General features: G+C 75.8%; 9 protein-coding genes and 4 tRNA genes. 8 read left to right on the top strand and 5 right to left on the bottom strand.

Annotated features, from left to right (window positions below; all coding sequences use genetic code 11):
• Positions 1-89 precede the first annotated feature (89 nt).
• The 6 genes from WDV85_RS16490 to WDV85_RS16465 all read left to right on the top strand — a co-directional run bounded on the left by WDV85_RS16490 (position 90) and on the right by WDV85_RS16465 (position 5,495).
• Positions 90-3,101, top strand: coding sequence for a UPF0182 family membrane protein (locus WDV85_RS16490; protein WP_339571663.1), 3,012 nt, complete (start codon positions 90-92; stop codon positions 3,099-3,101).
• A gap of 108 nt (positions 3,102-3,209) precedes the next feature.
• A tRNA-Met gene (locus tag WDV85_RS16485) sits at positions 3,210-3,286 on the top strand.
• A 142-nt stretch (positions 3,287-3,428) separates the two neighbouring features.
• A tRNA-Met gene (locus tag WDV85_RS16480) sits at positions 3,429-3,505 on the top strand.
• A gap of 142 nt (positions 3,506-3,647) precedes the next feature.
• A tRNA-Met gene (locus WDV85_RS16475) sits at positions 3,648-3,724 on the top strand.
• Positions 3,725-3,866: 142 nt separating this feature from the next.
• Positions 3,867-3,943, top strand: a tRNA-Met gene (locus WDV85_RS16470).
• 85 nt (positions 3,944-4,028) lie between these two features.
• Entirely contained in the window at positions 4,029-5,495 is a 1,467-nt protein-coding gene (locus tag WDV85_RS16465) for a glucose-6-phosphate dehydrogenase (protein ID WP_339571655.1), read from the top strand.
• Between the two features lie 99 nt (positions 5,496-5,594).
• On the opposite strand, the gene WDV85_RS16460 is transcribed toward WDV85_RS16465, so the two are convergent.
• The 5 genes from WDV85_RS16460 to WDV85_RS16440 all read right to left on the bottom strand — a co-directional run bounded on the left by WDV85_RS16460 (position 5,595) and on the right by WDV85_RS16440 (position 9,996).
• Positions 5,595-5,825: a DUF6480 family protein gene (locus tag WDV85_RS16460; RefSeq protein ID WP_339571654.1), complete on the bottom strand. Its 231-nt coding sequence runs from the start codon at positions 5,823-5,825 to the stop codon at positions 5,595-5,597.
• Between the two features lie 26 nt (positions 5,826-5,851).
• Positions 5,852-6,709, bottom strand: coding sequence for a histidinol-phosphatase (gene hisN, locus WDV85_RS16455; protein WP_339571653.1), 858 nt, complete (start codon positions 6,707-6,709; stop codon positions 5,852-5,854).
• Complete coding sequence (rsgA, locus tag WDV85_RS16450) at positions 6,706-7,875, bottom strand: ribosome small subunit-dependent GTPase A (RefSeq protein ID WP_339571652.1); 1,170 nt, start codon at positions 7,873-7,875, stop codon at positions 6,706-6,708. Before rsgA ends, hisN begins: the two co-directional genes overlap by 4 nt.
• The gene (aroA, locus tag WDV85_RS16445) at positions 7,872-9,209 is read right to left on the bottom strand and encodes a 3-phosphoshikimate 1-carboxyvinyltransferase (RefSeq protein WP_298804425.1); all 1,338 of its coding nucleotides are present in this window, start codon (positions 9,207-9,209) and stop codon (positions 7,872-7,874) included. The genes rsgA and aroA overlap by 4 nt, the downstream gene beginning before the upstream one ends.
• Before the next feature lie 229 nt (positions 9,210-9,438).
• On the bottom strand, positions 9,439-9,996 hold the full coding sequence (locus WDV85_RS16440; RefSeq protein ID WP_298804427.1) for a DoxX family protein: 558 nt from the start codon (positions 9,994-9,996) through the stop codon (positions 9,439-9,441).
• A 355-nt stretch (positions 9,997-10,351) separates the two neighbouring features.
• Between WDV85_RS16440 and WDV85_RS16435 the strand changes: the two genes are divergently transcribed.
• Together WDV85_RS16435 and rsrA are read left to right on the top strand one after the other, a co-directional pair.
• Positions 10,352-11,074: a sigma-70 family RNA polymerase sigma factor gene (locus tag WDV85_RS16435; protein WP_339571651.1), complete on the top strand. Its 723-nt coding sequence runs from the start codon at positions 10,352-10,354 to the stop codon at positions 11,072-11,074.
• Positions 11,071-11,352 carry a mycothiol system anti-sigma-R factor gene (gene rsrA / locus WDV85_RS16430; RefSeq protein WP_298804430.1) on the top strand — a complete coding sequence of 94 codons (282 nt, stop codon included), beginning with the start codon at positions 11,071-11,073 and terminating at the stop codon, positions 11,350-11,352. The genes WDV85_RS16435 and rsrA overlap by 4 nt, the downstream gene beginning before the upstream one ends.
• Positions 11,353-11,422: the final 70 nt, after the last annotated feature.

Raw genomic sequence — 11,422 nt, 5'->3', positions numbered from 1 at the left:
CCCCCCCCCCCCCCCCCCCCCCCCCCCCCCCCCCCCCCCCCCCCCCCCCCCCCCCCCCCCCCCCCCCCCCCCCCCCCCCCCCCGCGCTCCTGCCCGCCGTCGTCGTCGTCGTGGTCCTCGTCGGCCTGGTCGTGGCCGCGAGCCAGGTCGTCACCGAGTACGGGTGGTTCTCCCAGCTCGGCTTCGCCGAGGTCTACACGACGAGGCTGCTCACCCAGGGAGCCCTCTTCCTGGTCGGTGGCCTCCTCATGGCCGCCGCGGTCCTCGTCAGCCTCCGGGTGGCCTACCGCTCGCGCCCGGTGTACGCGCCGGTCGACGCCGAGTCGGCCAACCTCGACCGCTACCGCGAGAGCCTCGAGCCGCTGCGCCGCCTGCTGTCGGTGGCCGTGCCGGTCGTCCTCGGGCTCTTCGCGGGGTCGGCCGCCTCGGCCCAGTGGGAGCAGGTGCTCCTCTTCCTCAACGCCGAGCCCTTCGGCGTCGACGACCCGATCTTCGGGGCCGACGTGGGTCTCTGGGTCTTCACGCTGCCCTTCCTGGGCTTCCTCGTCTCGTTCCTCACCGCGGTGGTGCTCCTGGCGGGCATCGGCGCGGCGCTCGTCCACTACCTCTACGGCGGCCTGCGGCTGCAGGGTCAGGGGCCCCGCACGACGACGACCGCGCGCGTCCAGCTGTCGGTGAGCGCCGGCCTCCTCGTGCTCCTCCAGGCGGGCTCCTACTGGCTCGACCGGTACGCGACCCTCACCGACGGCAGCGGTCGCTTCCTCGGCGCCACCTACACGGGCGCCAACGCGGAGATCCCCGGTCGCACGATCCTCGCGGTCATCGCCCTGCTCGTGGCCGTGCTCTTCGTCGTCACGGCCTTCCGCGGCAGCTGGCGCCTGCCCGCGCTGGGCGTCGTGGTCATGCTCGCCTCGGCGGTGGTCGTCGGCGGCATCTACCCGTACCTCGTCCAGCGCTTCCAGGTCGACCCCAGCGCCCAGACCCGCGAGGCGCCGTACCTGCAGCACAACATCGACGCCACGCGCGCGGCGTTCGACGTGGACACCACCGAGGTGACCAACTACCAGGCCAGCACGCAGGCCGAGGCGGGCGCCCTGCGCGACGACGCCGAGACCACGGCGAACATCCGCGTGCTCGACCCGGCGATCGTGCAGCCCGCCTTCCAGCAGGACCAGCGCCAGCGCCAGTACTACACGTTCTCCGACCCCCTGGACGTCGACCGCTACCAGATCGACGGCCAGGTCGAGGACGCCGTCATCGGCGTCCGCGAGCTCGACCTCTCCGGCCTCTCCGGCGGCCAGCAGAACTGGGTCAGCACCGCGACGATCTTCACGCACGGCTACGGCGTCGTGGCGGCCTACGGCAACCAGCGCGGTCCGGGCGGCCTGCCCGCGTACTTCCAGTCCGGCATCAACACGCCGGGCGCCCTCGGGCAGTTCGAGCCGCGCATCTACTTCGGGCAGAACTCCCCGGACTACTCGATCGTCGGCGCGCCGGAGGGCACCGAGCCCCGAGAGGTCGACTACCCCACCGACGACGAGGGCGGCGACGGCGTCGCCTACAACACCTACTCGGGCGACGGCGGCCCGTCGGTCGGCTCGTGGTGGCAGCGGCTGCTGTACGCCGTGAAGTTCCAGGAGCAGAACATCCTCCTGTCGGACGCCCTCAACAGCGAGAGCCAGATCCTCTACGACCGCGACCCGCGCGAGCGCGTCGGCAAGGTCGCGCCCTTCCTCACGCTCGACGGGGACCCGTACCCGGCCGTCGTCGACGAGCGCGTCGTCTGGATCGTCGACGGCTACACGGCGAGCAACGAGTACCCGTACTCCCAGCGCCAGACGCTGCAGGACGTCACGGCCGACAGCCAGGTCGCCGGCCTGGCGGGCTCGGCGGCGACGCAGGGCGGTGCGAACCAGGGGGCCCAGACCCTGACGGCGCTGCCGCCCGAGGAGGTCAACTACATCCGCAACTCCGTCAAGGCCACGGTCGACGCCTACTCGGGCGAGGTCGTCCTCTACGCCTGGGACGAGGAGGACCCGGTGCTGCAGGCCTGGGAGTCGATCTTCCCGGGCGCGCTCACCCCCGTGTCGGAGATGAGCGAGGCGCTGCTCGACCACGTGCGCTACCCGGACGACCTCTTCAAGGTGCAGCGCAGCGTCCTCGGCGCCTACCACGTCACCAACCCGGAGGTCTTCTTCCAGAACAGCGACCGCTGGCAGATCCCGGACGACCCGACGGCCGACGTGCCCGAGGGCGTGCGGCCGCCGCTGCAGCCCGCGTACTACCTGACGCTGCAGATGCCCGGGCAGGAGGACCCGGCCTTCTCGCTGACGTCCTCCTACATCCCGAGCTCGGACGCGGACGCCAGCAACATCCTCACGGGCTTCCTCGCGGTGGACGGCGACGCCGGCGGGAGCGGGGCCGGGCAGGTGGCCGAGGGCTACGGGCAGCTGCGGCTGCTGCAGCTGCCGCGCAACCTCGTCATCAACGGGCCGGGGCAGGTGCAGAACGACTTCGACGCCGACCCGACCATCTCGACCGAGCTGAACCTGCTGAGCCAGAACAACACCGACGTGGCGTTCGGCAACCTGCTCACGCTCCCGGTGGGCGGCGGGCTCCTCTACGTGCAGCCGGTCTACGTGCAGAGCTCCGGCGGCACGCAGATCCCGCGCCTGCAGTACGCGCTCGTGTCCTTCGGCAGCGAGATCGGCTTCGCGCAGACCCTCGACGAGGCGCTCAACCAGGTCTTCGGCGGCGACTCGGGCGCCACGGCCGGCGACGCGGGCGACGGCGGCGACGCCCCGGTCACCCCGCCGACGGGGGACGGGGGCGGCACGCCCGCCCCGTCCGGCGCCCAGGACCAGCTGGCACAGGCCCTTCAGGACGCGCAGGCGGCGCTGCAGGCCGGCCAGCAGGCGCTCGCCGACGGCGACTTCGCCACCTACGGCGAGCAGCAGGACGCCCTGTCCGAGGCCGTCACGCGGGCCCTGCAGGCGCAGGGGCAGGTCGACGCCGCCACCGGTGCCGACGCGACGGCGCAGGACGGCTCCACCCCCGCGCCGACGGAGACGGCTCCGGCCGAGGGCACCGCGGGCGGGTGACGGGGGCGGTCGGCGGTCGCCCCGAGGGGTGACCGCCGACCGCGCCGCCGGGTCGCCACCGCCCGGATTTGGCCACGAGGGGGACCCCGCGTAGTGTTCCTCGTGCGACGCGGGGTGGAGCAGCTCGGTAGCTCGCTGGGCTCATAACCCAGAGGTCGCAGGTTCAAATCCTGCCCCCGCTACCACGAGGCGAAGGCCCCGGACCGACAGGTCCGGGGCCTTCGTCGTCCGCGGTGCAGCTCGCACGGGTCGGCACGACCGCTGCCACCACCGCGGCCGCCGGTGGTTTGGCCTGCGGACGGTCATGACGTACCGTCGCTGCCACGACGCGGGGTGGAGCAGCTCGGTAGCTCGCTGGGCTCATAACCCAGAGGTCGCAGGTTCAAATCCTGCCCCCGCTACCACGAGGCGAAGGCCCCGGACCGACAGGTCCGGGGCCTTCGTCGTCCGCGGTGCAGCTCGCACGGGTCGGCACGACCGCTGCCACCACCGCGGCCGCCGGTGGTTTGGCCTGCGGACGGTCATGACGTACCGTCGCTGCCACGACGCGGGGTGGAGCAGCTCGGTAGCTCGCTGGGCTCATAACCCAGAGGTCGCAGGTTCAAATCCTGCCCCCGCTACCACGAGGCGAAGGCCCCGGACCGACAGGTCCGGGGCCTTCGTCGTCCGCGGTGCAGCTCGCACGGGTCGGCACGACCGCTGCCACCACCGCGGCCGCCGGTGGTTTGGCCTGCGGACGGTCATGACGTACCGTCGCTGCCACGACGCGGGGTGGAGCAGCTCGGTAGCTCGCTGGGCTCATAACCCAGAGGTCGCAGGTTCAAATCCTGCCCCCGCTACCACGAGACGGAGGCCCCGGACCGACAGGTCCGGGGCCTCCGTCGTCCCGGGGCGCGGCGGCTCCCGAGCGGCTCTAGCGTCGAGGGCATGTCCGACGCCACGACGCCCCCGCCCACCGTCTTCGTCCTCTACGGCGCCACGGGCGACCTCGCCCGCCGCATGGTGCTGCCGGCCTTCTACGACCTGGCGTGCCGCGGGCTCATGCCGGAGGACTGGCGCCTCGTCGGCAACGGCCGCGGCGACGTGGCGCACGAGGACTTCCGCGGCCACGTCCGCGAGGTCCTCGAGGAGTTCGGCCCGCACCCGGACGAGGGCCCGTGGGACGAGTTCTCCTCACGCCTGCTGTTCGCCGGCGGCGGCTTCAAGACCGACGACCCGGGGAGCCTCCTCGACGTCATCGCGCACGCCCGGTCGGACATGCGCGGGGACACGGGGGAGCGGGCCAACCTCGTGCACTACCTGGCGATCCCGCCCAAGGCCTTCCCCGAGACCACCCGCGCCATCGGCGAGCACGACCTCGCCGACGGCGCCACCGTCGTCTACGAGAAGCCCTTCGGCACCTCCCCGGACGACTTCGCCGAGCTCGACCACCTCGTGCACGAGGTGCTCGACGAGCAGCAGGTCTTCCGCATCGACCACTTCCTCGGCAAGGAGGGCACGCAGGACCTGCACGTCCTGCGCTTCGGCAACGCGCTGTTCGGCTCCGCGTGGAGCCGGGACGTCGTCGAGCAGGTGCAGGTGGACGTGCCCGAGTCGCTCGACGTCGCCGACCGCGCCGAGTTCTACGACGCCACGGGCGCCGTGCTCGACATGCTCGTCACCCACCTGTTCCAGGTGACGGCGGAGGTGGCCATGGAGCCGCCCGCGTCGAGCTCCCCGGAGGACCTGCAGGCGGCCCGCGAGGAGGTCCTGGCGGCGGTGCGCCCGCTGTCGAAGGACGACGTGGTCCTCGGGCAGTTCGAGGGCTACCGGGACATCGAGGGCGTCGACGACGACTCCACCACGGACACCTTCGTGGCGGCGCGGGTGTGGGTCGACACCGACCGCTGGCACGGCGTCCCGTTCCTCCTGCGCACCGGCAAGCGCATGGGCGGCGACGCCCAGCGCGTCAGCCTCGTGCTGCGCCGCCCCGACCCGACGCCGCTCACGCACCTGCCCGAGGGCGGCGACGTCCTGACGTTCGACCTGTCCGGGCCGGGCGCCCTCGACGTCGGTCTCGTGCTCAAGAAGCCGGGGCCGGAGATGGCCCTCACCGCGACGTCGGCGCACCTCTCGCTTACCGACGTCGAGGGCGGGCACCCGCTGCCCCCGTACGCGGCGCTGCTGCTCGACGTGCTGCGGGGCGACCGCTCCCTCTTCACGAGCTCCGAGGGGCTGGCGAGCGCCTGGTCGCGCGTCCGGCCGCTCCTGGAGGACCGCCCCGAGGTGCAGCCCTACGCGCCCGGCTCGTGGGGCCCCGCGGCGGCCGACGAGCTCGCGGGCCCGCGCGGCTGGCTCGTCGGCGCCGACGAGCGGCGGGGCGAGCACGGCGAGGACGACGCCGCCGGCTCCTGACCCCCGGACGTCCGAGACCCGACGCACGACGGCCCGGCCCCTCGGGGGGGCCGGGCCGTCGTGCGTCCCGGCGCGTGCGGGTCAGCGCGGCGGGTTCGCTCAGCTGGGCCAGGCGGCGCGCACGAGCAGGAAGAGGACGAAGAGGAAGACCAGCGCCACGATGGCGATCGGGATGGCCTTGTTGACGGCGCCGGAGGGCTCCTTCGCCTCGTGCGCCGAGAGCCCCGACGTCCCGGCCTCCGAGGGCGGCGTGTCGCCCGGGCGGACGCCGTTCCCCTCCTCGAGGCCGGGGGTGTCCGACGGGTCCGGGTCTGCGCTGGGTGTGCTCACCCGCCCAGTCTGCGCAGCCGGGCGGCTCAGCGCGCGGCGGGGCCCGGTGTCGTCGTCGCCCCCGGGGCCCGGGGCGCCAGGGCCGCGAGGACCCGGTCGTGCAGCAGCCCGTTGGTGGCGACGGCGCTGCCGCCGTGCGGCCCGTCCTCGCCGGCGAGCGAGGTGAAGCGGCCCCCGGCCTCGGTGACGACCGGCACGAGGGCCGCCATGTCGTGCAGCGCCAGCTCGGGCTCGCAGGAGACGTCGACGGCCCCCTCGGCGACGAGCACGTGCGACCAGAAGTCGCCGTAGGCCCGGGTGCGCCAGACGGTGCGGGTGAGGTCGAGGACCGGCTCGAGGAGGTCGCGCTCCTCCCACCCGCCGAGGCTCGAGTAGGAGAGCGAGGCGTCGGCGAGGTCGTCGACGGCCGAGACGTGCAGCGCCCGGGCCGACGACAGCGACCGGCCCGTCCACGCGCCCGTGCCGGTGCCGGCCCACCAGCGGCGGCCCAGCGCCGGCGCCGACACGACGCCCACGACGGGCTCGCCGTCGACGAGCAGCGCCAGCAGGGTCGCCCACACGGGCACGCCGCGGACGAAGTTCTTCGTCCCGTCGATGGGGTCGACGACCCACTGCCGCGAGCCGCTTCCGGTGGCGCCGCCCTCCTCGCCGAGCACGGCGTCGCGGGGCCGCGTGCGGGCCAGCTGCGCGCGCACGAGCTCCTCGGCGCTGCGGTCGGCGTCGGTGACCGGGGTCAGGTCGGGCTTGGCCTCGACGGCGAGGTCGAGGGCCCCGAAGCGGGACGTCGTCAGGGCGTCGACGGCGTCGACGACGACGTGCGCGAGGCGGAGGTCGTCGTCGACCCCGCGGGCGCGGCGCAGGCTCTCGGCCGAGGTGGGGCTCACGGGCCGGACGCTACCGGGGGCCCGCCGGGGTGCTCCGGCGGCTCGCGCCGCCGCTCGCGGGCCGCCGCGTCGCGCGCCGCCCCGGCGGCCGCCTCCTCGCCGCTGCGGCTGCGCAGGAGGCGCCGCAGCGACGCCAGGCGGGCGGGGCCGGCCTCCCCGGCGGCGCCGGAGGCGGCGTAGGCGTCGAGCGCGCACTCGGGCTCGTCGTGGGTGCAGCCCCGGGGGCAGTCGTCGCTGCCCGGCTCGAGGTCCGGGAAGGCCGCCAGCAGGGAGCCGGGGCGCACGTGCGCCAGCCCGAAGGAGCGGACGCCCGGCGTGTCGACGACCCAGCCCTCGGGCGGTCCGCCCGCGGGGCCGGGCAGCCGCAGCGCCAGCGCGGAGGAGGACGTGTGCCGGCCCCGCCCCGTGACGTCGTTGACGCGGCCCGTCGCGCGGCCCGCGTCGGGCACGAGGGCGTTGACGAGGGTCGACTTCCCGACGCCCGAGTGCCCCACGAGGACGGTCGTGCGGCCCCGCAGGCGCTCGCGGAGCGCGGCCAGGCCGGCGGCGTCGTGGCGCGGCGGCCCGCCGCCGTCGGCGTCCTCCGGGCCGCCGGCGCCCGCCGCGCGGCGCAGGACGACCGCCGGCGTGTCCAGGGCGGCGTAGGCCTCCAGGAGCGGTGCGGGGTCGGCGAGGTCGCCCTTGGTGACGACGAGGAGGGCGTCCATGCCGGCGTCGAGGGCGGCCACGAGGCAGCGGTCGACCAGGCCCGTCCGCGGCGCCGGGTCGGCCGCGGCGACGACGACCGCCAGCTGGTCGGCGCCCGCGACGAGGACCCGCTCCACGGGGTCGTCGTCGTCGGCCGAGCGGCGCAGGACCGTGCGGCGCTCGTCGACCCGCACGACCCGGGCCAGGGTGTCCGGCGCGCCGCTCGTGTCGCCGACGAGGTGCACCCGGTCCCCGACGACCACGCCGGCCCGTCCGAGCTCGCGCGCCTTGACGGCGGTGACCTCGACCTCCTGGGCGGTGTCCTCGCCGACGAGGACGGTGGAGCGGCCGCGGTCGACGGTGAGCACCCGGCCGGGGACGGCGTCCGCGTGGCGGGGCCGCTCCTTCGTGCGCGGCCGCGAGCCGCGGGGGTTCGGCCGCGTCCGGACGTCGTCCTCGTCCGGCACCCGGCGGCTCACCGGGCGGCCGCCCCGCTCGCGGTCCCGCCCGCTCCGCCCGGTCCGGTGCCGTCGAGCATGCCGGTCCACAGGTCGACGAAGCCGGGGAGCGTCTTCGCCGTCGTCTCCACGTCCTCGACGACGAGGTCCGGGACGCGCAGGCCGAGGACGGCGGCGGCCTGGGCGATGCGGTGGTCGGCGTAGGTGCGCACGAGGTCGCCGTGCAGCGGCCGCGGACGGACGACGAGGCCGTCCTCGGTCTCCTCGGCGCGCCCGCCGAGCCGCTCGACCTCGCGCACGAGCGCGGCCAGGCGGTCCGTCTCGTGCCCGCGCAGGTGGGCGACCCCGCGGATGCGCGTGGGCGTCGAGGCCAGGGCGGCCAGCGCGACGACGACGGGCACGAGCTCGCCGGCCTCGTGCAGGTCCACGTCGACGCCGAAGAGCTCACCGCCGCGGACGACGAGGCCCTCGCGGTCGAGGGACACCTCGGCGCCCATCTCGTCGAGGAGGTCGCGCAGGGCGTCGCCGGCCTGCGTCGTGTGCTGCGGCCAGCCGAGGACGCGCACGCGCCCGCCGGTGACCGCGGCGGCGGCGAGGAAGGGCGCCGCGCTGGACAGGTCGGGCTCGACCTGGACGTCGAGGGCGGCCACCGGGCCCGGCCGCACCGCCCACGTGTCGGGCTCGGAGTCGTCGACGTCGACGCCGACGTCGCGGAGCGTCTCGACCGTCATGGCCACGTGCGGCTGGCTGGGCAGCGGCGGGCCGGCGTGCCGGACGACGAGCCCCTCGGCGTAGCGCGGGGCGGCGAGCAGGAGGCCGGAGACGAACTGGCTGGAGGCGCCGGCGTCGATGGTGACCGCGCCGCCGCGGACGGCGCCGCGGCCGTGGACGACCATCGGCAGGGCGCCGCCCGGCGCGTCCTCGACGTCGACGCCCAGGGCGCGCAGCGCGTCGACGACGGGCGCCATGGGGCGCTCCCGGGCGCGGGGGTCGCCGTCGAGGCGGACGTCGCCGTCGGCGAGGGCGGCGAGCGGCGGCACGAAGCGCATGACGGTGCCCGCGAGGCCCACGTCGACGGCGCCGCCGCGCAGCCGCTCGGCCGGCTCGACGACCCAGTCGACGCTCCCGGCGCCGGCCGCCCCCTCCACCTCGCGCACGCGGGCGCCGAGGGCCTCCAGCGCACCCGCCATGAGGCGGGTGTCGCGCGAGACGAGGGGGGAGCGCAGCCGCGAGGGGCGGTCGGCGAGCGCCGCGACGACGAGGTAGCGGTTCGTCAGCGACTTCGACCCGGGGAGCGACACGACGGCGTCGACGGGGCCGGGCGCGGTCGGGGCGGGCCACCGGGAGAGCTCCATGCCCGCCAGCGTAGGGAAGGGCCGGACGGGGACCCGCCTCCGGTGACGGCCGCCGCGGGCGGGCTCACCGGACCGTGGTCGCGCAGCGGTGGCCAGGTGGCGGCCCGGGCGGTGGGCGGGTCGTGCGGCGGTGCGGCGACGGGGCCGGTGCCGGCGCGCCGGGGGACCGGTCCCGGGACGCCGACGGCCGGCCCCCGATGGGGACCGGGCCGCGGGCGGGAGCGGTGGGTCAGACGCCGACCTTGGAGCCGACGCGGTGGCCGGCGAGGCGCGCCTCGCGGTCCACGGTGTGCGCGGCGTGCCGGGCCTCGCGGCGGGCGAGCTTCGCCGCGCCGCGGGAGGCGCGGGAGGCGTCCTTGGCGGCGCGCCTGCCGCGCCACCCGAGGCCGGGGCGGCCCTCGGTGTCGACGACCGAGACGAGCGCGGCGCCGACGAGGCCGAGGTCCTTGAGGAAGAGGGTGCGCTGGGCCTTGCGCTCCTCGCCCTGCACCTTCCAGAAGGCGTGCTCGGCGACGGTCGACGGCGCCATGCTCACGGCCATCACGAGGGCGGAGGCGCGGGGCAGGCGCCCGAGGCCGAAGAGGAGGCCGGACACGGCCATGGCGGCGCCGTCGACGCGGACGACGGTGGCGACGTCGCGGTCGCCGAGCGAGAGGGGCTCGCGGACGCGATCGACGACGGGCGACCAGGCCGCGGCGCGCTCGGGCGCCTTGCGGGCGAGCTGGACACCCTGGTCGACGAAGGCGGCGGCGAGCAGCGGTCGGGCGAGTCGTCGCATGATCGTCATGGGCTGTGGTCTACCGCATCACGGCTCCCCGGGCCACGCGGGAGCGGACGTCCCGGGCGGGGCGGCTGGGCGGTGCGGGGGCTGGGGCCGGGGGAGCCGCCGGGCGCGCCGGGGGGAGCGGCCCAGCGGAGCGGCCCAGGGGAGCGGCCCGGGGGAACACCGGCGGGCCCGGCGCGTGTTGTGCCTCCCAGCAGCGACGGGCCGGCCCGCGGGAGCGGGTGGGGCGCGTCGAGCACGCACGCGGCCGAGGAGGAGGGGCATGCTGGTCGTCCTGGACACGCAGAGCCGGCGGGAGGCGCCGCTGCGGCCCGCCGCCGCGGGCGGTGTCCCGCGCGCGGGACTACGCTCGCGAGAGATGGCAGACGAGCGCACGGCACAGGTCACGGAGCCGACCGCGGCGGACCGCGCCGCGGACGGCGGGGGCGACGACGTCCAGCCCCAGGTCGAGGTGGGGGAGGGCGTCGGCGAGCGCTCCTCGCGCGTCTCCGACGAGGAGACGCAGGCGCAGCGCGTCGCCCGCTTCGAGGCGGAGGCGCTGCAGCACCTGGACCAGCTGTACTCGGCGGCGATGCGCATGACGCGCAACCCCGCCGACGCGGAGGACCTCGTGCAGGAGGCCTTCACCAAGGCGTTCGCGTCCTTCCACCAGTACCGGCCGGGCACGAACCTCAAGGCCTGGCTGTACCGGATCCTCACGAACACCTACATCAACACCTACCGCAAGAAGCAGCGGCAGCCGCAGCAGTCGCACTCGGAGGACGTGGAGGACTGGCAGCTCGCGCGCGCCGAGTCGCACACCTCCAGCGGCCTGCGGTCGGCGGAGACCGACGCCCTCGACCACCTGCCGGACTCCGACGTCAAGGAGGCCCTGCAGCAGATCCCCGAGGACTTCCGCATCGCGGTGTACCTCGCCGACGTCGAGGGCTTCGCCTACAAGGAGATCGCGGAGATCATGGGCACGCCCATCGGCACCGTGATGTCGCGCCTGCACCGGGGGCGCCGCCAGCTGCGCGACCTGCTCTCCGACTACGCCCGCGACCGCGGCGTGTCGGCGGCCCGCCAGGGGGCCGACGCATGAGCGCCGTGGACGGGCCGTCCTCGCAGCCGCGGGAGACCGACTGCGACGAGGTCATCGACCGGCTCTACGCCTTCCTCGACCACGAGCTGTCCACCGAGGACGAGGTCGACGTGGGCCGCATCCAGCGCCACCTCGACGAGTGCGCGCCGTGCCTGCGTGAGCGCGACGTGGAGGTCGTGGTGCGCCAGGTCGTCAAGCGCGCCTGCGCGAGCGACTGCGCGCCCGAGACCCTGCGCGTGAAGATCCTCACCCAGATCACGCAGGTGCGGTCGAGCTAGAGGCGCCGAGCCGCACGACGGCGACCCGCCACGACGACGACGGGCCCGCACCACCGCGCGGTGGTGCGGG

Source organism: Pseudokineococcus sp. 5B2Z-1, assembly GCF_037482305.1.
In the GTDB taxonomy this organism is placed as follows: domain Bacteria; phylum Actinomycetota; class Actinomycetes; order Actinomycetales; family Quadrisphaeraceae; genus Pseudokineococcus.
This window is presented reverse-complemented; position numbering and strand designations above follow the sequence as displayed.

What these genes read in the sequence shown, in the direction of transcription:
- WDV85_RS16465 (WP_339571655.1), top strand. Translation starts at nt 4,029, where the DNA reads ATGTCCGACGCCACGACGCCCCCGCCCACCGTCTTCGTCCTCTACGGC.
- aroA (WP_298804425.1), bottom strand. Translation starts at nt 9,209, where the DNA reads ATGGAGCTCTCCCGGTGGCCCGCCCCGACCGCGCCCGGCCCCGTCGAC.
- WDV85_RS16440 (WP_298804427.1), bottom strand. Translation starts at nt 9,996, where the DNA reads ATGACGATCATGCGACGACTCGCCCGACCGCTGCTCGCCGCCGCCTTC.
- WDV85_RS16435 (WP_339571651.1), top strand. Translation starts at nt 10,352, where the DNA reads ATGGCAGACGAGCGCACGGCACAGGTCACGGAGCCGACCGCGGCGGAC.
- rsrA (WP_298804430.1), top strand. Translation starts at nt 11,071, where the DNA reads ATGAGCGCCGTGGACGGGCCGTCCTCGCAGCCGCGGGAGACCGACTGC.